Source organism: Pseudomonas sp. FA117 (genome assembly GCF_057370475.1).
Window position 1 is genome coordinate 5,135,336 of sequence record NZ_CM170675.1, and the last position, 20,233, is coordinate 5,155,568.

Sequence of the window (20,233 nt, forward strand, 5' to 3'; positions counted from 1 at the left end):
CCACATGGGGTAGCGCTGGCGACCCTCTCTACAACTGATAACTGAAACTCACCGTGAACCTCGGTCGCCGGTTCAAGCTGTCCAGGGCGATGTCCGACATCGGCTTGGCCACTTCCAGCGCGATGTTGTAATACCGCGCATCGCCAAAGCGCAGCCCCAGTGCGGCCGACGACATCTTCGCCTTCTGCACCTCCAGCTCGTTGAACCAGGCGCGTGCGGCATCGAGCACCACATAAGGCTGCAGGACCTTGAGCCACTGGCCGTCGCGCTGGAAGCTGTAGTTCAGCTCGTAGGCCAGGCCCCAGCCCTTGTCGCCGGAGGCCTGGTCGCTAGGGTAGCCACGACCGAAATTCTGCCCACCGAACACCGCCCGCTCGCTGTCCGGCAGGCTGTCGTTGCTCCAGTAGCCGGCGGCCGACATCACCCCCTGCCAGTGCTCGAGGAAGTTGTCGCTCTGCACCCCGGACAGGCGCAGACGCAGAAAGTCCAGGTCATAGCCTGCGTTGGTACGTGCGCCGAAATGGTCGAGGCCCTGGTAGACCCCGGCACTGAGGATGCGCAGGCGCCTGGCCTCGGCCTTGCGCCAGTCGCCTTCGAACGACAGCGCGCGGATATCGGTGCGGCTGTCGAGCTTCAGCGGGAAACCCACCACCCGGTAGTCGATCTGGTCGTTGACGGCGTAGAAGCGCCCGACCACGTCCAGCCACTCGGTGGGCGACGCGATCAGCGCTTGGCTGAGGCCGATCGAGTAGCGCTCGTTCTCCCGGTGCTGGGTCAGGTCGATGCCGTTGTCCAGGCGGATGCGCGCCTTGGGATCGCTGCGATAGCGCGAGGCCGACAGCAGCAGCTGGGTGCCCTCGTCGTCGAGGAACTGGCTGTAGTCGAGGCGATAGTAGTGTTCCTTGTCCTCTCCCGGCGGCACCAGCACGCTGGCGCTCAGCTGCTCGGCGAAGCGGGTCTGCGCATTGCTGCTGGCGCCGAGCAGCGCCTGCAGGTCGTCGCGATTGCCGTCGCTGAGGTTGAGCGTGGTGGTGAAGGGCTTGCGCGACGCCTGGGCGATCAGGCGCGTGGCGCCGTCAGTGGTGCCCGGTGGCGGGACCTGGGCCTGGAAGGTGACGCCGGGAACCCGGCTGATCAGGCTGGTGTAGCGCTCGAAGGTCTTGCGGGTCAGGGGCCGTTCGGCCTTGAGCTTGTTCACCAGGCGCTCGACATAGGCCGCCGCAGCGCCGATATCCCCCTGCACTTCGTAGTCGCGGATGTAGCCCTCGACCAGCACCACGCGCACTCGGCCGTCTGCGAAATCCTGCGGTGGAAGATAGGCGTACGAAAGCAGGTAGCCGTCCTGCTGATAACGCTGGGTCAGGCGGCGGGTCACGTCGATCAGTTCGGCCAGGGTCACGCTGCGGTTGAGCAGCGGTTGGTAGTGATCACGCAGATCGGCCAGCGGGTAGACGGTGCCACCCTCGAAACGGACCTTGCGTACCGTGACCTGGGTGTTCATCTGCAGCGGTGCCTGCTGGGGCGTCGCCGGAGGCGGGACGCTCAGACCCGGCCTGGCCGGACGGTAGGCGTCTACCGGCAAGTTGGGCGTGGGCAGGCGGCGTTCGGTTTCGTTGCTGTTGAGGAAACTCGGGAGGGGTTCGGCGCGGGCCACACAGGCCCAGGACAACGCCAGCATCGTCACCAGCAGTGGACGCATTCGGACACTCCATGATCCCGTGGCACCAGGCACGCCCGCAGTGGACGCCCTTGTCAGTGCAAGCGTAGGTGCAGGTCTCGCGCTCGTCTAACCGGTCGCTGACAAGGATGCGCCGAACGCATCCTTGTCAGCGCCTGTGTCAGCGTTGCGTGCCGCCCAGAGCACCGGTCACGCCACCCAGTACACCGCCGAGCCCGCCACCCTGTCCGGCACCGCCGTTGACCAGCGTCCCGGCCTGGCCCACCGTGCCGCCCACGGCATTCACTGTAGCGCCGACCTGGCTGACCACCGGGTTGCCGGTCGCCGCGCCCAGCTGGGTGCCGGCACTGGCCACTGCGCCACCCACCTGGTTGAGCAGCCCGGCCACTGGCGCACCGACACCCGTCGCAGCACCTACCTGCTGGGTGACACTGGCCACGCCACTGACGACTGGCGTCACCCCGGCCCCGACCTGCTGCGTCAGCGCCGCGACAGGAGCGCCGGCTGCGGTGTTGGTAACGCCATTGCCACCGAGCACCGTGCCCAGCGAGGCGACGGTATTGCCAACCTGGCCCGTGCTGCCACCCACCGACGCCACCGCCGGGTTGCCCGTGCCTGCAGCCAGTCCGCTGCCAGCACCGGCAACTACGCCGCCGACCGTTTCCAGCAAGCCAGTGCGCGCACCACCGGTGGTTGGCGCCAGCCCGCTGGTGGTGCTGACGGTGCTACCGACGTTGCTCACCGCCTGCCCGAGGGTGGCAGTCAAGGGATTGCCGTTACCGGCGCCTGCGACCTGCTGCCCGGCCTGGTCGAGCGCACCGCCGACCTGATTGAGCGTCTGGTTCAGCGGCCCGGCGAGCCCGGTCTGCCGGGTGACGTTGGCAGTGGTGTTTTCCACCAGCGATACCACCGGCACAAGTGCATTGCTCACCCCTTGCGTAGCGCCTGCCAGCGGCCCGCTGGTGCCGACGGGGGTCAAGGTGTTGCCCAGCATGGTGACCGCCTGGCCGACCCGGTCGACGCCCTGCCCTGCACCGGCCACCACCTGATTGACCAATGGAATCTGCTCGACTGGCGAGTTCGTCGCCAGGCCCTGGACACCCTGGCCCAGGCCCGACACGCCGGTCCCAAGATTCGCCGTGGCCGCGCCCACCACGCCCAGCGTGGTGCCGACTGCATTGTTGCCGGTGCCCAGTTGCCCAAGCCCTTCGCCCAGGCCGGAACCGACAGTGCTCACGGCATCACCCGTGGACGACACCAGCGAACCGACGCCGCCAGTCAGCGACGTATTGCCAGCCACAGGCAGCGAGCCGATCACCTGGCCCAGGTTGCTGACACCGTCGCCCAGACCGGAGACGGTATTGCCGACCTGACCGACGACCTGGCCGGTGACCAGCGGCGTAGGTGTGTTGCCCCCCCCCGTACCGCCATCGCCACCACCCGGCGTGCCACCGCCGTTGCCAGGGTTGGTGCCGCCGCCACCTGTACCGCCGCCAGTGCCGCCGCCATTTCCACCACCGGCCATGCCGCCGCCATCACCGCCCGAGCCAGAGCCATTGCCCCCGCCCGCCGTACCGCCGCCCTCGCCACCAGCGCCACCCGATCCGTCGGAGCCACCGCCTGCACCTGCGCCGCCTTCGGCGGACGAGCCGTCGACCTCACTGTGATGACCACCGCCGCCGCTGCTGCACCCCGCAAGCCCCAGGGCCAGGACCAGCGCCAATGCCGTACTCGCTTTCATCCACACCTGAGTTTTCATGGACGACTCCTGCACTGCTTTGTTGTTGGATAAGCGCGGTGTCCAGGCTGGCCACCGTTATGCCTTCAGTCAGCAGTGAAGCGCCGGGCGTTCGGTGGCGGTAGGTCGTAAGTTGGTATTAGTACGGTCGGATGAGATGCCGAGGCTTTTTGAAAAGCCAGTGGATTCAGGGGGTTGGAGCGGGCACACGCGAGGCTGTACGCAAGCATTAATACCATGTCATTAGTACACGACGATCCTGGGAGTGGCGGCCTGCGGCCGCACCAAGGGCTGCAGCTACTGCGCGACCTGGAACTCCACCCGCGCCGTCTCGCCGCTTTCATCCAGCGCGCTCAACTCGATGCGCCCGGCCTGGTCGAAGCGCACCAGCAGGCTGTCCTGGCCTTCGGTTTCACCCAGCGGCTGGCCATTGAGGAACCACCAGCGCCGCCCTGACCCGCCCAATGCCGACACGTGCAACTGCAAGGCTTCGTGACTGGTCAGCGGTCGGCGCAGGTTGTCGCCCGCACGCACACCGACGATCGACAGCGGCGGTGCGCTGGGCGAAACCTGCGGTGGACAGGCTGGATCGACCGCCGGCAGCCGGGCACTGCGCCGCTCCACGCGTGGCAGCCACGGCTCCAGAGGCGCCGGCCAGAGTGCAACCGCCTGCGCCTTGGCCCCCGGGCAACTGGCATCGACCCGCAAGCCTCGATCATTGACCCACACCGTCTCGCGCAGGCCCAGGCCCAGTGGCTGGTCGGCAGCCTGCAAGGTGGGAGGTGTGGTGCCGTCGAGGGTCCAGGCGAACCGCTGGCGGCGGCACTGCGGGTCCTGGCGATTCAAGGGCTGGCCCAGCGGCCAGCAGATCGCCGCCACGCCAACGCTGCCCGGTACGTTCTCCACCGGCACGGTGATCCCGCGCTGGCTGTCGCGGTTGCTCAGCAGGTCGTGCACCTGCAGCATCAACGGCGCCGCCGAGGCCAGGCCGAACTGCCCCGGCACCGGGGTGCCATCGGGGCGGCCGATCCACACACCGATCAGGTAGCGCGGCCCGACCCCGACCGACCAGGCATCACGAAAGCCATAGCTGGTACCGGTCTTCCAGGCCAGTTGCGGACGCTGCACCAGCTCGGCATGAGGGTCGCGGTCAGGTCGGGCCTGGCCACTGAGGATACGGCGCACGATCCACGCCGAACCCGGCGACAGCAGTCGACGCTCCAGCAAAGGATCCTGGGGCTGCAGGCGCACCTTGGCACTCTTGCCCTCGCGCGCCAGCGCAGCATAGCCACCGACCAGGTCCTCCAGGCGGCTGCCCGCCCCGCCGAGAATCAGTGACAGGTTCGGTTCGGCCAGCGGCGGCAGAGTCAGCGGTACGCCACCGCTGCGCATCTGCGCGGCGAAGCGCTTGGGGCCGTAGGCCTCGAGCAACTGCACGGCAGGCAGGTTGAGCGACAGTGCCAGCGCCGAGCTGGCCGCTACCGGGCCGCTGAAGCCCATCGAGAAATTGCCGGGGCGATAGTCGCCATAGCGCCGTGGCACGTCCTGCAGCAACGACTCGGAGTGGATCAACCCGTCGTCCATGGCCATGCCGTAGAGAAACGGCTTGAGCGTCGAGCCGGGCGAGCGCAACGCATGCACCATGTCGACATGGCCAAAACGGCGCTCGTCCCCCAGGTCGATAGAGCCCAGGTAGGCACGCACTGCCATGCTCTGCGCCTCGACCACCAGGATCGCCGCCGAGGTGCGTTCGGGCAGGCGCGCGCGCCAACCGAGCAGCAAGTCTTCGAGACGGCGTTGCAGCGAGGCATCGAGGGTGGTGCGGATCAGCGGCGGGCTGTCCGCCGTATTCAGGCGCCGCGCCAGCAAAGGCGCCAGCGCCGGCTCCTGACGCGGGGCGAGCAGCAGTGGTTCTTCGCGCGCCTCGGCAATGCGCTGCTCGGGCCATACCCGGTAGTCGGCCAGGCGCTGCAGCACCTTGTCGCGCGCCCGCTGCGCGCGCTCGGGGTGACGGTCCGGACGCAGGCGGCTGGGCGCCTGCGGCAGTACCGCCAGCAACGCCGCTTCGGCGGGCGTGAGGTGCTTGGGTGATTTGCCCAGGTAGGCCCAACTGGCGGCGGCGACGCCCTGCAGGGTGCCGCCGAAGGGCGCACGATCGAGGTAGATCTGCAGGATCTCGCGCTTGGACAGGTGCCATTCAAGCTGCGCGGTACGCCACAGCTGGCGCAGCTTGCCGGCCAGGGTACGGTCGTGGGGATCGAGCAGGCGCGCCACCTGCATCGACAGCGTACTGCCGCCAGATACCACGCGCCCGCCACGCAGGTTCAGCCAGGCCGCCCGCGCCAGGGCCAGTGGGTTGACGCCCGGATGGTCGTAGAACCAGCGGTCTTCGTAGGTGAGCAGCGCCTCCAGGTACAGCGGCGACACTTCGTCCGGGCTGACCGGATAACGCCATACCCCGTCGGCATCGGCGAAGCGCCACAGAGGCGTGCCATCTTCGGCGAGCACCACCCGCGCCAGGTCGTCACCCGGCATCGGCAACGGCCACAGGCGGTCGGCCAGCCACAGCAGGACGATGCCCAGCACGACGCTGATACCGACGCCGCGCAGGATCCGTGCACCGCGCGTGCGCGGGCGGACTATGCTTGCGCCTGGCATCGGGAACCGACCCCACCGGACGATGGCCAAAGGCTTGGGATGATCATCAGGAAGCAGCTATGCATGTAGAAGGGTTTTTCGAGTGGTTGGGCCAGGCGCTGGGCGCGGTGATCAAGTTCATCGTCGACATCATGAGCGGCCTGTTCAATCTGCTGGCCAATGCCGGCAGCAATTTCATCGACGGTCTGGCCCGCACCTTGGGCATGGACACCTCGCTGGTCAGCATCCTCGCCCTGATCGTCGGGCTGATGCTGCTGTACTCGGCGATCCGGGCGTTCATGCGGGCGTCGATCGTGATGGGGATCATCTGGCTGGTGCTGGGCTTGTGGGTGTTGAGCTGGATCATTCACTGAGCCAGAGGCCGCCATCCATGAACCTGAGGGAGCGGGTCCACCCGCTCCCTCAGTCGCATCAACGCCCGCGCACCACCATCTCGCCCTGGCTATCGCCCACGGCCTGCAGGTTCGGCCGGTACATCGACTCCATTTGCGGCGGCGGAATGCGATAGCTGCCCGGCGTCACCGCGCGGGCCAGGTACAACAGGTGCGTGGTGCCGTAGCCGTCGAGCTTGAGTGCGGCCACGTAACGGTCATCGCGGTACTCCTGGTGCACCACGCTGGCGTTCTGCATCGACTCGCGCCACTGCTTGACCGCGCTGCTGGCGTTGTCGAGGCTGGCAGCGCTCTGGGCCAGGTTCTGGTTTTCCAGCTCCAGGCCCGCCGGCAGCAGGTCGACCACCAGCGCATCCGGCACCTGGCTCTGGGCCTTGAGCGCCAGGTGCACCAGCACCAGGTCGCCGCTGCGCAAGTTGCGCAGATCCAGCGGCTGGCCATTCACACCCAGGTATTCACGGCGGATTTCCATGCCGTTACTGCTGGCTGCAGGGGCCTGACGTGGATAGCCCGACAAGGTCAGCTGCTGGTAGAGCGTTTCGCTCCCCTGGTTCTGGATGCTCAGGGGCGATGCCAGCAACGGACCTTCGAGCTTCATGCCCGACTCGCCATTGTTGAATTCACGCACTTCGCCGGCACTGTCCAGACGCGCCTGCCATTGACCTTCAGGCTTGCCGAGCAGACCACGACCTGCGAGGAACAGCGCATTGCGTTCCTGGGTCGACAGCCAGCGGTTGGAAGCCAGTTCATCCGACAGCGCGAACAGCCGTTGATCGACCTGGTTGCTGGCCAGGTTGTTCTCCTGCAACAGCGCCAGGATCAGCGCCTGGTCACGCACGGCGCTGCCGTAGTCGGCCAGCCAGCCCTTGCCGCGACCGATGGCCAGACCTGCCTGCAACGCCTCCTGCGAACGGGGCTTGTCGCCCATCTTGTCCAGCGCCACCGCCAGTTGCACCAGCGGCAGGCCGGAGCGGGCGTCGCTGCGGCGTTCGAACAGACTGCGCAACGCACCCAGCGGCGCCTGCTGGTTGCGGGCGAGCACAAGGCCGGCGTAGGCCTGCACGGCAAAGCGGGTGTGTTCGGCGTCCTGGCTGTAGTCGACCTCGATCAGGTTGCGTTCCTGCAGGTAACGCAGCAGGCGCTCGTTGGCCTTCTTCAAGGCTTCGGCCGGCACGCCATAGCCCTGCTCGCGGGCTCGCAGGAGGAAGTCGGTGACGTAGGCGGTCAGCCAGTACTCTTCCTCGCTGTCCGAACTCCACAGGCCGAAGCTGCCGTTGTAGCGCTGCATGCCCAGCAGGTGCTCGATGCCCATCTCGATCTTGCGCTTGCGCACATCGGCCGGTTCGCCCTTGATGCCCAGGCGCTTGAGGCTGTCGGCGTCCGCGTAGAGCGAGGGATACAGGCCGCTGGTGGTCTGCTCGAGGCAGCCGTAGGGATAGGCTTCCAGGGCGCGGATCTGCTCCGCCAGGTTCAGCGGTGGGCGGCTCGACAGGGCCAGGCTGGCTTCAAGGCCAGCCGGTTCGAACTCGGCCAGTTCGTTCTCTGGCAGGGTCCAGGGCTGGTCCTTCAGGGCCACGCGGTAGTGCTTGAGCATCGCCGGATAGGCCGGACGCACACCCAGGGTCCACTCGCGCTCGAAGCCGGTGGCGGTTTCACCCGGCAGTTGCAGGCCATCGACCCGTACATGCACCTTGCCCTGCCCCAGCCCGCCACGGGCCTGGACCGGAATCATCAGCGTGGTGCGCTGACCTTCGGCGAGGTTGATGTTCTGCTGGGCGGCCCCGGCGAGGTCGAGTTGCCCATCGGTGGTGACCTGCACGTTGAGCTGCTGGGCACGACCGGACAGGTTGGCCAGGTCCAGCGCCAGGCGGGTCTGGTCGCCACCGGCGAGGAAGCGCGGTGCCGACAGCTCGGCGATCAGCGGTGCCGCTACGACCGTCTTGCCTTCGGCCATGCCGAAGTGCTCATCGGTCCAGGCCTGCGCCATCAGGCGCAGCTCGCCGTTGAAGTCGGGGATATCGACCGTGGCCTGCCCTTCGCCCTTCTCGTCGAGCATCACCGGCAGGCTCTGCTGGGCGACGATGGTAACCGTGGTGTTCGGGCGCTTGCCGCCCTTGGCCATGGCCGCATCACCGCCGAAAGCCAGGCTCGCCAGGCGGCCCTGGCCGGCTTCGATCAGTTGGCCGTAGATGTCCAGCTGGTCGGCGCCATAGGCCTTGCGCCCGAACAGGCTGGCGAAGGGGTCGGGGGTCTTGAAGTCGGTGATGTTGAGGATGCCCACATCCACTGCAGACAACAGCACATGCACCTGCTTCGGTACGCTGCCATCGGCGTTGACGGCCTTGAACTTCACGGTCAGCGGCTGCTTGGGTCGCATCTTTTCCGGCGCCTGCAGGCTGACCGCCAGCTTGCGCTCGGTGCGCTCCAGCGGCAGGTGCAGCACACCGACGGCACGCTTGGGCGTGGCATTGACCTTGCGCTCGCCCGGACGGATCACCAGGGCACTGATATAGAGGTCGTGGCGTGCCCACTTCTTGTCCAGCTCGACTTCGAAGGTCTTGCCTTCGGCGGGGACATCGATCTCCTGCCACCACAGCGGCCCGTCGCTGGATTCGATCATCAGGTAGCCGCTGCCGGCAGCAGGTGGCGTGACCGTGATCTTGGCGGTGGCGCCGTCGACATAGGCGGGTTTGTCCAGCGCCAGCTTGACCTGATCAGGGCGCACCGCGCCGCCTTCGGCGTTGTCCTGGGCGCGGTAACCGGCCCAGAAGCGCTCGCTGGACACCAGCCCGGTTTCGGGATCCTCGACCTCGACGCGATAAGGGCCCCACTCCACCGGGAAGGTCAGCTTGGCGGTGGAGCCGGCCTTGACGCTGACGGTTTCCTCGCTCTGGGTGAGGAATTTCTCGTTGTAGTTGTAGCTCCAGCCATCGCTCTGCGAGTAGTTCCAGTAGTAGTCGCGACGCTCGCGGATCAGTCGCACCTTGAGGTCGTCGGCGGCGAGCTTGTTGCCGTCACGGTCGGCGACCAGCACTTCGAATTGCACCGGGGCATCGCTGTCGGTTTCTTCGCCGTCGAACAGGCCACGCAGGCCCGGCAGGCGATCGGCCGGCCAGATCGGCTGTTCCAGGCGACGGGTGATCGGCCTGCCACCGGACTCCTGCAGGCTGGCCTGCACGGTCAATTGCAGCGGCGAGCGGGCCTCGGCCCAGCGACTCTCGATATCGACGGTGGCCTTGCCGGCCTGGTCGAGGGTGACTTCATCGAGCTCCAGGTCCTGGGTCAGTTCGCTCTCGGTGACCGAGCCGAACTGATAACCCGGCAGCGCCGGTACGGCTTCACGCAGCGGGCGGACGTAGGCCTGGCCGCTCAGCCGGTTGCCGGCGGCAGGCGCGCCATAGAGATAGCGACCATTGACCTGGATACGCGCGGTTTCCTCAGGGCGCAGCGGTGCCTTGCTGCCCTTGAGCTCCAGGGCCAGGCGCTCGGGCAGGAAATCCTCGACGAGGAATTCGTAGACCTGCTTGCGGCCGCCGCCCAGATCGAGCAACAGTTGCCAGCGCCCGGTCGGCGCTTCAGTGGCCAGTTGCAGCTGGTACTGGAACAGGCCGTTCTGGTCGGCTTCCCAGACGAACTTGCGACTGACCTGCTCATCGGGGCGACGCACTTCGACCGTCACCGGCTGGGCCTTGACCGGTTTGCCGTCCTGGTCGCGCAGCAGGCCGTTGAGCAGTACGGTCTCACCCGGGCGATACAGGTCGCGCGGACCGAAGATGAAGAACTGCAGCGGGTTGGCCTGGGGGCCGGTGATGTCGAATTCGGCGAGATCAAGTGCCGCAGTGTTCAGGCGCAGCAGCGTGGTGTGCACGCCCTGGGTGGCGATCAGGGTGTCGGCCTTGGCCGTGATCGGCAGCTCGGCGTGGCCCTTGCCGTCGGTCTTGGCCTGGGCCAGCAGCTTGCCCTTGTCATCGTGCAGCTCGAGTGTGACGTCGCTCAGCGCCTTGCCGCCCTCGAGGGCCTGGGCGAACACGTCGAGGCGGTCGCGGTAGCGGTGCGCGGACACGCCGATGTCGCTGAGGGTGAACAGGGTCGCCGGCTGCGAATAATCGTAGGTGCCCGAGGCGCGCATCACCGCCAGGTACACCCCCGGTTCCTGCAGCGGCTTGATCCCGGCGATCGGCAGCAGCACGGTCTCGCGGGTGTTGCGTGCCGGGTTGAGGTCGAAGCGGCCGCTGTAGACCAGGTCGGCCATGTCCAGGGTTTCCTTGGACTGGTAGTAATACAGGCTGCTGTTGCGGCCCCAGTTGACCAGGAAGCTCGAGAGCATTTCCGGTTTGACCCGGAAGAACTCGACATCGACCTTGTCGACGTTCAGCGCGATCACCGGCAGGCCTTCGGCCAGGCGGGTGGGCAACAGCGAACCGCGGCTGGCGAAGCCGATGGTTGGCTGCATGTCGCGGGTTTCGAAGCGGCTGACCGACTCGGCCTGCAGGCTGTTGCCGTTGACCGAGAGCAGGCCCTTGTCGATGGTCAGGACCATCTTGCGTTGCGGCTCCAAATGGCGCAGACGCAGCTCCATCTGATTGTCGGAGAGCTCCCAGGCACCATCGACCTTGCCCCTGACCGTGTCCACCAGGTGCAGCCTGGAGGCGAAGTCCTGATTGGCGTCCAGCGGTGCGGAAACGCTCACCGAAAGGGTGCTGGCGCCGTCCAGTTGCACCTCGGAGACATCCAGCACTGTGAGCTCGCGGCCCGCATAACGCTTGGCGAGCGCTGCCGGGTCCTCGCGCTTGGCCGGCCTGGCTTCGGCAGGCGCGCTGGCTGCGGGCTTTTCAGCCGGCGCAGGGGTGTCCTTGGAGGAGGAATCACAGGCACTGAGCAGGGCCAGCGCGCAGGCCAGCAACAATCCTTTGTTGAGCATGGGAGAGAAGACTCTTCGGCAGCAGGGTGGTGAGGGCAGAAACTATAGCGCATCGTCAGCCAGGCAACCTGCGATGGGCTGGCAAATGAGACCGCGTTCGCACGGATTGGTTGCCTGGCCGCTACAATGGCCGCCAGCCGAAAACCGGGGCCGCCGTGCGCCCCCTCGCGGGCAAGCCCGCTCCACAGGATAAGCTCACCCGCATGCCCTCACTGCTCGCCGACTGGCACCACCTCCTCACCCACCGCAAGGTCTGGGCCCTGGCCGCACCGATGATCCTCTCCAATATCTCGGTGCCGCTGGTGGCTCTGGTCGACAGCACGGTCATCGGTCACCTGCCGCACGCCCACCAGCTCGGCGCGGTTGCGGTGGGCGCGACGCTGTTCACTTTCATGGTCGGGCTGATGGGTTTCCTGCGCATGGGTTCGACCGGCTTCGCCGCCCAGGCGGCCGGGCGTGCCGACGGTGCCGCGCTGCGCCAGGTGCTGGTACAGGGGTTGCTGCTGGCGCTGGCCTTCGCCGCGCTGATCGGTCTGCTCGCCCTGCCGTTCAGCCAGTTCGCGCTGCACATGATGCAACCCGGTGAAGCACTGCACAGCGCCACCGAAGACTTCTTCCATACCCGTCTGCTCGGGCTGCCGGCAGCGCTGGCCACCTACGCCCTGGTCGGCTGGTTCCTCGGTACCCAGAATGCACGGGCGCCGCTGGCGATCCTGCTGACCACCAACCTGCTGAACATCGCCCTCAACCTGTGGTTCGTGCTGGGGCTGGACTGGGGCGTGATCGGCTCGGCGCGGGCCTCGGTGATCGCCGAGTGGAGCGCGGCCCTGCTAGGCCTGGCCCTGACCCGTCCGGCACTGCGAGCCTATCCGGGGCGCATTGCCTGGGCTGCGCTGAAGCGCTGGCAGGCCTGGCGGCCACTGTTGTCGGTCAACCGCGATATCTTTCTGCGCAGCCTCGCACTGCAACTGGTGTTCCTGCTGATTACCGTGCAGGGCGCACGCCTGGGCGAGGCGACAGTGGCGGCCAATGCGCTGCTGCTCAACGGCCTGCTGCTGACGGCCTACGCCCTGGATGGCCTGGCGCATGCGGTGGAGGCCCTGTGCGGGCATGCCATCGGCGCACGGCAGCGCGATACCCTGCGGCGGTCGCTGGTGGTGGCCTGTGGCTGGTCGCTGATCGTCAGCCTGGTCTTTGCCGGACTGTTCCTGCTGGGCGGGCACCTGTTCATCGACCTGCAGACCGACATTCAAAGCGTGCGTGACGCGGCCTATCCCTACCTGCCATACCTGGCGCTGCTGCCATTGGTCGCGGTGTGGAGCTATCTGCTGGATGGCCTGTTCATCGGCGCGACGCGCGCCCGGGAAATGCGCAACGCGATGCTGGTATCGGTGGCGATCGCGTTGCCGCTGGCGTTCGCCCTGCGAGGATTCGGCAACCATGGACTGTGGCTGGCGTTTCTCGGATTCATGGGATTGCGCGCGGTGACGCTGGGGTGGGTGGGGTGGAGGTTGCAACAGCGGGGAGCATGGATCGGTTGAAGCAGGGCCGCTCCTGCAAATCTTGCAGGAGCGGCCCGCCGATCACGACGACAGGTACGAAGAGCGGGTCAGGCCCAGACGCAGCGCATCCAGGAACTGGGTGCGTTCGCGGGCGCTGATCTTGGCGCTGGCGACCTTGTCGCGGTAGTGGGTCATCAACTCCTCCGGCGACAGGTGCACGTAGCGCAGCATGTCCTCGATGGTGTCGTGGGTCTCGATGCCGGCGTGATACACGCTGCCATCGGCATTCTGGTAGATGTTCACCGAGTCGGTGTCGCCGAACAGGTTGTGCATGTCGCCGAGGATCTCCTGGTAGGCGCCGACCAGGAACACGCCCAGCAGGTAGTCCTCGCCTTCACGTACCGAATGCACCGGCATGCTGGTCTCGATGCTCTGCTCGTCGACGTACTGGTTGATCTTGCCGTCCGAGTCGCAGGTCAGGTCCTGCAGCACCGCACGGCGCAGCGGTTCTTCGTCCAGGCGATGCAGCGGGATGATCGGCAGCACCTGGCCGATGGCCCAGGTGTCGGGCAGGCTCTGGAACACCGAGAAGTTGCAGATGTACTTGTCGGCCAGCTTGTCGTTGAGTTCGTCCAGCACCTGGCGATGCGAGCGCTGGCGAGCCTTGAGCGAGTTGTGCAGGCGGCGGCACACAGCGAAGTAGCACTGCTCGGCCAGGGCCTTCTCCGACAGGCTGATCTTGCCGTCGGCATACTGCGCGGCCACGTCACCCATGTAGTGGGTGGCGCGCCAGTAGGTCTCGGTGACCATCTCGATGTCGGTCGGGCCGAGCAGGTCGGCCAGCCACTGCACGGTCTCGGGCAGCGCTTCCTTGTTCTCGATGGTCGGCACTTCGTCGTTGTGGCTCTCGACGTCGGTGACCTGGATCACCAGCATGGCGTGGTGCGCGGTCAGCGAGCGGCCGCTCTCGGAGAAGATGTGCGGGTGCGGCAGGCCCTGCGCATCGCAGAACTCCTTGAGCATCCCCACCACCACGCCGGCATAGTCGTCCATGTCGTAGTTGATCGAGCTGGCATTGCGCGAGTGGGTACCGTCATAGTCGACGCCCAGACCGCCCCCGACGTCGATGTGATCGACCGGCAGCCCCAGGCCGCGCAGCTCGCCGTAATACCGGATGGCTTCCTTGAAACCGTGCTGGTAGTCGGCCAGGTTGGCGATCTGCGAACCCATGTGGAAGTGCAGCAGGCGGATACCCTGGTCGAGGCCGGCATCACGGAAGCGGCTGACCACCGACAGCAACTGGGCCGCCGACAGACCGAACTTGGACTTCTCGCCCCCGGTGTCGGCCCACTTGCTCGAAGCCAGCGACGACAGGCGCACGCGCAGGCCGACCTGCGGCTTGACCTTGAGCTCGGCGGCTTCCTCGATCACCAGGGCGACCTCGGATTCCTTCTCGATGACGATGAACACGTTGTGGCCGAGTTTCTGCCCCATCAGCGCCAGGCGAATGAACTCGCGGTCCTTGTAACCGTTGCAGACGATGGTGCCGCCCTTGGGCGCCAGCGCCAGCACGGCCAGCAGCTCGGGCTTGGAGCCGGCCTCAAGGCCGATGGAGACGTTTTGCGTGGCGATGATGTTCTCGACCACCGCTTCCTGCTGGTTGACCTTGATCGGGTACAGGGCGGTGTACTGGCTCTGGTATTCCAGGCGCGCGATGTTGGCGTCGAAAGCACCGGTCAACTGACGCACGCGGTCCTGCAGAATGTCCGGGAAGCGCACCAGCAATGGCAGCGACAGGCCGCTCTGGCGCAGCTCGTCGACCTGCTCGAAGAGGTCGATCGGCGCGCTGTCGGGGCCGTTGGGGCGCACTTCGACACGCCCGGCTTCATTGATCGCGAAATAACCCGCGCCCCAATGGCGGATACCGTAAACACTGCGGCTGTCGGCCACGGTCCATTGGCTGCCATCGTCTTTGCGTGTGCGTCGTACGGACATTCAAGTCCCCTATAGATAAGTCAGGACACTGCCTCGCAGTGGGTGCGGGCGCAGTGTAGAAGCTGAAAATGACGATTCGTCCGTCTTCGGTGGGTAGACCCTGCCAACGGAAACGAGTTTAGAAAGCACCTGGCGAAAATTCCTGCCGGCCGCTTCAGCCGCCGGATTTCTTCGCCTTGTAGCCCTGCTTGAGCAGCTCGGCGAGCAACAGCTCGACGTGATCGCCCTGGATCTCGATGACGCCATCCTTGAGGGCGCCACCGGTGCCACAGCGGCGCTTGAGCGTGCTGGCAAGGTCCTTGAGCTGCTCCAGCGGCAGCGGCACGCCGGTGATGGTGGTAACGGTCTTGCCGCCACGCCCTTTGCTTTCACGGCGCACCCGGGCGATGCCATCGCCTTCGGGGATGAGCTGCTGCTTGCAGACGCAGGCGTCCACCGGCTGGCTGCAGTCGGGGCAATGCCGACCAGCGTCGGTGGAAAATACGAGACCGCCGAGGGCGGAGAAGGAAGAAGCTTTCTTGGCCACTTTTGTTCCTCTTGCTGAGGACAAAAACTGGTCGGACCGCAGGGGGACTGGACCGACCGCGAAGCCCCACTCTGGCAGGGGCGGCGCTACTGTCGCAGGTGTTGCGACAGCCCGAAAAGGGCGCGCAGTGTAACGATAAATTCCTGCCTTGCTAAGTACTGGATTGCGGCATTTTGCGAATGTTTTGCGACGTGGGGGAGCGCTGGCGGCTACAGGCTCGCCTTGTAGCGCTGCAACGCAGCCAGCGAATCCGGGCAGTAGTCCTTCTCGCGGCTCTCGGCCTCTGCCTGCGCCACGCTGACGAACCGCGCCTCGATCACCTCTTCAGGCTGCAACCGCAGCGGCGCATCGGACACTGCCGAGAACACCGCGCACCACAGCCGGTTGCCCGGCTGGTCGAAGTAGAACTTTTCATGAAACCTTAGCGTGACGCCGGCGATCCCCAGTTCCTCTTCCAGCTCACGCGCGGCGGACTCGGCGTATTCTTCATGCGCCCCGACCATGCCCCCGGCGGCCACATCCCAGTACCCGGGATACAGCGCCTTGCTCAAGGTGCGCCGGTGCACGCACAGCTCGCCCTGGCTATTGAACAGCAGGATGAAGGTGCAGCGCCCGATCAACCCCCGCTCGCGCAACTCTGCGCGCGCCAGGGCGCCGAGGTATTGGTCCTGCTCGTCGACCCAGGCCACCAGCTCGGCGTCGGAGGCCGCGCGGTGCGCGACCTCGGCGGGGTTGATGGTCATCCCTGGGAAAGCAGCTGGCGCAGGTCGATGACTGCGGCGTTGGCCCGGGAAATGTAGTTGGCCATGACCAGCGAATGGTTGGCCCACATGCCGAAGCCGCTGCCATTGAGCACCATCGGGCTCCACAGCGGCTCCTGCGAGGCTTCCAGCTCACGGATGATCTGACGCACGCTGACGGTGGCGTTCTTCTTGGCCAGCACGTCGGCGAAGTCGACCTCGATGGCACGCAACAGGTGCGAGAGCGCCCAGGCCTGGCCGCGCGCTTCGTAGAACACGTTGTCGATCTGCAGCCATGGCGTCTCGACGATTTCCTCGTCGACCTGCGGCGCCTGGCCGGCCTGTACGGTTTCGGTCTTCAGGTTGCTGTTGAGCTTGACCCGGCCGACGCTGGCCGACAGGCGCTGGGACAACGACCCCAGACGCGTGGCGACGTCGCCCAGCCAGTTGTTCAGGTTGTCGGCGCGGGTATAGAAGATCGCACCCTGGTCGCCGGCGGCCAGACGCGTCTGGTAACGATTGAGCGACTTGATGCCCTCCTCGAACTCCGACTCGCTCGACGGCAGGATCCAGCTCTTGTTGTCGAAGTTGAAGCGCGGCTCGGCCTTGGCCAGGTCGGCGTCTTCGGTCGACTGCGACTGGGAGCGGGCGAAGTCCTTGCGCAGCGCACGCGACAGGTCGCGGACCTGGACCAGCACGCCGTATTCCCAGCTCGGCATGTTGTCCATCCACAGCCCAGGCGGGAAGCGGTCGTTGGAGATGTAGCCGCCCGGCTTGTCGAGCAGCGTCCCGGCGACGGTCTTGAGGGTCTCGATGGTGGTATAGCCAACCACCATCTGCTGGCCGTTGCGCTCGGCTGCCGCCTGGGCGCTCTGCTGGACCGGGAACAGGTCCGGCTCTTCGCTCCAGTACCAGCCAAGGCCGATGCACACCAGCAGGTACAGGCCGATCAGGGTACCCAGGGCACGGCTCCAGAGGCCGCCGAAATAGCTGCGGGTGGCGGCGCCACGGCCGTCGGTGCGCTCGCGGCGCTCGGCCTTGGCCTCACGATTCTTCCAGTCCAGCATGGCGTTGTCCTTAATCAATCATGACGGTTCAGGGGCTTGGACCACAGGCCTCGGCCAGGGTGCCACGGCAAGCCCGTATCCCGGCACTATAAAGCAGACGCCGCCATACGCATAAGCGACCAATAGGTCAGGAACTGAATATTCAGCCCGAAACGCTTTGTTGACCCATGGCACTCGCGTGCAGGAAAAGAGCTGCTAGCATAGAGCCATCATCGCACCTGCATACCAACCTCCAATAAGCAGTCAGGACATGACCCAGCCAGCCGAGCCCAACCACGAGCGCTTGAAGCAGCACTTCGCCCAGCGGGTCATCCACCAGGCCCGACAGATGCTCGAGACCTGGCAGCGCCTGCAGCGCGGTGAATGGTCGAGCGCAGGGCTTGGCGAACTGAGCGAGGCCAACCTGCGGCTGCAACGCTATGCCGAGCGTTTCGAGCAGCCCGAACACTGCACGCTGTCGATGGCCATCGGTCGAGCGTTGCAGGCTGTCGAAAGCAATGGCACACGCCTGAACTCCGAACTGATCGGTGAGCTCAATCGCCTGATGCAACGCCTGTCGCGCACCGGCCTGCGCAAGGGCGACCGGCTCGACGAGGTGCCCCTGCCGCCCCTGCGCAAGCCGGTGTACATCCTGCTGCAGGACCACGAGCGCGCCGAGCGCCTGGCCCAGCAGCTGGAGTTCTTCGGCCTGGGCGTGCAGGCACTGCCCAGTGCCGCTGCCTTCCGCGCCTCGATGAACGAGCGCCTGCCCTCGGCCATCGTCATGGATGTCGATTTCAGCGGCCCGGGCCGGGGCCTGCAACTGGCCGCCGAAGCCCAGCAGGGTCTGGACCAGCACATCCCGCTACTGTTCTTCAGCCTGCACGAAACCGATACCCCGACCCGCCTGGCCGCCGTGCGCGCCGGGGGGCAGGAGTTCCTCACCGGCACCCTGGAAGCTTCCAGCCTGCTGGAGAAGGTCGAGCTGCTGACCAGCGCCACGCACTATGATCCATTCCGCGTGCTGATCATCGACGACTCGCGGGCCCAGGCCATGCATACCGAACGTCTGCTCAACGGCGCCGGAATCATCACCCGCACCCTGACCGAACCGATACGCACCATGGCCGAGCTGGCCGATTTCCAGCCCGACCTGATCATCCTCGACATGTACATGCCCGACTGCACCGGCACGGAACTGGCCAAGGTGATCCGCCACAACGATCGCTACGTCAGCGTGCCGATCATCTACCTGTCGGCCGAGGACGACCTGGACAAGCAGCTCGATGCCATGAGCGAGGGTGGCGACGATTTTCTCACCAAGCCGATCCGTGCCCGTCACCTGGTGACCACCGTGCGCAACCGCGCCGCGCGTGCCCGTCACCTCAAGGCACGCATGGTGCGCGACAGCCTGACCGGGCTGTACAACCACACCCACATCCTCCAGTTGCTCGAAGACTGCAGCTTCCGCGCCCGACGCGAAACCCAGCCGCTGAGCTTCGCCATGCTCGACATCGACCACTTCAAGAAGATCAACGACCGCCACGGCCACCCCATGGGCGACCGGGTGATCAAGAGCCTGGCGCTGTTTCTCAAGCAGCGCCTGCGCAAGACCGACTTCATCGGCCGCTATGGCGGCGAGGAGTTCGCCATCGTCATGCCCGACACCGGGCTGGAGGCGGCGCACAAGGTGCTCGACGAGATCCGCCGACGCTTCGCCGAGATCCACTACCCCGCCCAGCCACACGACCTGCAGTGCACCTTCAGCGCCGGCGTGGTGCAGCTCGACGAAGCGCTGGATGCGCTGACCATGGCCAGCGCCGCCGACGAGGCGCTGTACCGGGCCAAGCATGCTGGGCGTAATTGCGTGGTGAGGGTCGAATCCTGACCTGACAACCTGGTGAGCAACTGGCGTTTGTCCTGTGGGAGCGGCGGTTCGCCGCTGCGACTTGCCCCGAGATAGGGCCGTCGCCAATACCGGCACTCTGCCACTTTTTTATGGCGCCAACCCGCCGTCGTCATCACCTCGTCACAAAACCGCAATAACTTCAGGCACCTACCTCTCCATTCCCGCAGGAAGTTCGCGGCTATGCGCCTGAAGTGGCTGACCAATTTCAACACCCTATTGCTGGTGACCGTGTGCTTCGCCCTGGGCGCGACCCTGTGGTGGTCGCAACGCGCCCTGGAGCGCCCCTACCAGATGATGGAGCGCTACCTGGGGCTGTCCCAGCAGTTCCAGAACGACGCCGCCGGCAACATCCAGGCCTACCTGGCCAGCGGCGACGCCCTGCGTCACGCCTCGGCCATGGAGGCCAACAAACAGTTGCACAGTGCGCTCGAGGCCTGGCCGGACGACCTCGCCGCCAAGCTGCGCCCCAGCCTGGACAGCCTGCAGGGCTTCACCGCCAACGAACTGCTGGCTGCCGGCAAGCTGGCGGGCGACCCCCAGGCCCTGCTGCTGCAGGCCGAGCGCGAGCTGGGCGCCAATCTGGAACAGCTGGCCGGCTATGCCCGTGACAGCGGCAGCGCCGAAGCCGGCCGCTACCTGGCGCCGTTGATGGATGCCTCGCTGCACCTGGGCCGCCTGGCGCTCGCCCGCGACAAGCTGGTCAGCAGCGGGCGGGCGGAGCTGGCCGACGAAGTGGAGCGCGAGCTGCAGCAGATCCGCACCCAGGCGCAGACCATCGACAGCCTGCCGCTGCTGGGCGTGACCCGCGCAGCCGAATCCAACGCCGATGACTTCGCCGCGATGATGGGCCTGCAGAGCCAGGGCAGCGAGCAGCAGGAGGACGTCGCGGTCGGCCTCAAGCGTGAACTGCAGAGCTTGCTCGGACGCTACCCCGCCGAGCTGCAGCGCACCCGCGAGCAGATCGAGCGCCGCGCCGCCCTGGCCGCCAGCACCAGCGAACGCCTCGACGCCGTGCAGAAGGCCATCGCCGGCCTCGAGCCGGAAGTACGCGGCCAGCACGCAAAGATTGCCGGTGAGGTGCGGATCATCCAGGGCCTGATGATCGGCCTGATCCTGCTGATCGCCCTG

The 20,233-nt window shown here is 66.4% G+C and carries 11 protein-coding genes; 3 read left to right on the forward strand and 8 right to left on the reverse strand.

Features of this window, described 5'->3' with window-relative positions; translation table 11 throughout:
• Positions 1 to 28 precede the first annotated feature (28 nt).
• The 3 genes from AC1TXO_RS23645 to pbpC all read right to left on the reverse strand — a co-directional run bounded on the left by AC1TXO_RS23645 (position 29) and on the right by pbpC (position 6,074).
• Positions 29 to 1,699, reverse strand: coding sequence for a ShlB/FhaC/HecB family hemolysin secretion/activation protein (locus AC1TXO_RS23645; protein WP_486403970.1), 1,671 nt, complete (start codon positions 1,697 to 1,699; stop codon positions 29 to 31).
• A 139-nt stretch (positions 1,700 to 1,838) separates the two neighbouring features.
• Positions 1,839 to 3,437, reverse strand: a complete 1,599-nt coding sequence (locus AC1TXO_RS23650) for a collagen-like triple helix repeat-containing protein (RefSeq protein ID WP_486403971.1) — start codon at positions 3,435 to 3,437, stop codon at positions 1,839 to 1,841.
• Positions 3,438 to 3,713: 276 nt separating this feature from the next.
• On the reverse strand, positions 3,714 to 6,074 hold the full coding sequence (pbpC, locus tag AC1TXO_RS23655) for a peptidoglycan glycosyltransferase PbpC (RefSeq protein ID WP_486403972.1): 2,361 nt from the start codon (positions 6,072 to 6,074) through the stop codon (positions 3,714 to 3,716).
• Between the two features lie 59 nt (positions 6,075 to 6,133).
• Between pbpC and AC1TXO_RS23660 the strand changes: the two genes are divergently transcribed.
• Positions 6,134 to 6,427, forward strand: a complete 294-nt coding sequence (locus tag AC1TXO_RS23660) for a hypothetical protein (protein ID WP_486403973.1) — start codon at positions 6,134 to 6,136, stop codon at positions 6,425 to 6,427.
• Positions 6,428 to 6,485: 58 nt separating this feature from the next.
• Here the strand turns inward: AC1TXO_RS23660 and AC1TXO_RS23665 are convergent, their stop codons facing one another.
• Positions 6,486 to 11,387, reverse strand: a complete 4,902-nt coding sequence (locus AC1TXO_RS23665; protein ID WP_486403974.1) for an alpha-2-macroglobulin family protein — start codon at positions 11,385 to 11,387, stop codon at positions 6,486 to 6,488.
• Positions 11,388 to 11,590: 203 nt separating this feature from the next.
• On the opposite strand from AC1TXO_RS23665, the gene AC1TXO_RS23670 reads away from it, so the two are divergent.
• Positions 11,591 to 12,928 carry an MATE family efflux transporter gene (locus tag AC1TXO_RS23670; protein ID WP_486403975.1) on the forward strand — a complete coding sequence of 446 codons (1,338 nt, stop codon included), beginning with the start codon at positions 11,591 to 11,593 and terminating at the stop codon, positions 12,926 to 12,928.
• Positions 12,929 to 12,970: 42 nt separating this feature from the next.
• On the opposite strand, the gene speA is transcribed toward AC1TXO_RS23670, so the two are convergent.
• The 4 genes from speA to AC1TXO_RS23690 form a co-directional block, all read right to left on the reverse strand.
• On the reverse strand, positions 12,971 to 14,884 hold the full coding sequence (gene speA / locus AC1TXO_RS23675) for an arginine decarboxylase (RefSeq protein ID WP_486403976.1): 1,914 nt from the start codon (positions 14,882 to 14,884) through the stop codon (positions 12,971 to 12,973).
• Between the two features lie 154 nt (positions 14,885 to 15,038).
• On the reverse strand, positions 15,039 to 15,410 hold the full coding sequence (locus AC1TXO_RS23680; protein WP_486403977.1) for a translation initiation factor Sui1: 372 nt from the start codon (positions 15,408 to 15,410) through the stop codon (positions 15,039 to 15,041).
• 209 nt (positions 15,411 to 15,619) lie between these two features.
• Complete coding sequence (locus AC1TXO_RS23685; RefSeq protein WP_486403978.1) at positions 15,620 to 16,153, reverse strand: NUDIX hydrolase; 534 nt, start codon at positions 16,151 to 16,153, stop codon at positions 15,620 to 15,622.
• A complete protein-coding gene (locus AC1TXO_RS23690) occupies positions 16,150 to 17,217 on the reverse strand; it encodes a DUF2333 family protein (RefSeq protein WP_486403979.1) in 1,068 nt (355 codons plus the stop codon). The genes AC1TXO_RS23685 and AC1TXO_RS23690 overlap by 4 nt, the downstream gene beginning before the upstream one ends.
• Positions 17,218 to 17,467: 250 nt before the next feature.
• Between AC1TXO_RS23690 and AC1TXO_RS23695 the strand changes: the two genes are divergently transcribed.
• On the forward strand, positions 17,468 to 19,084 hold the full coding sequence (locus tag AC1TXO_RS23695) for a diguanylate cyclase (protein WP_486403980.1): 1,617 nt from the start codon (positions 17,468 to 17,470) through the stop codon (positions 19,082 to 19,084).
• Positions 19,085 to 20,233: the final 1,149 nt, after the last annotated feature.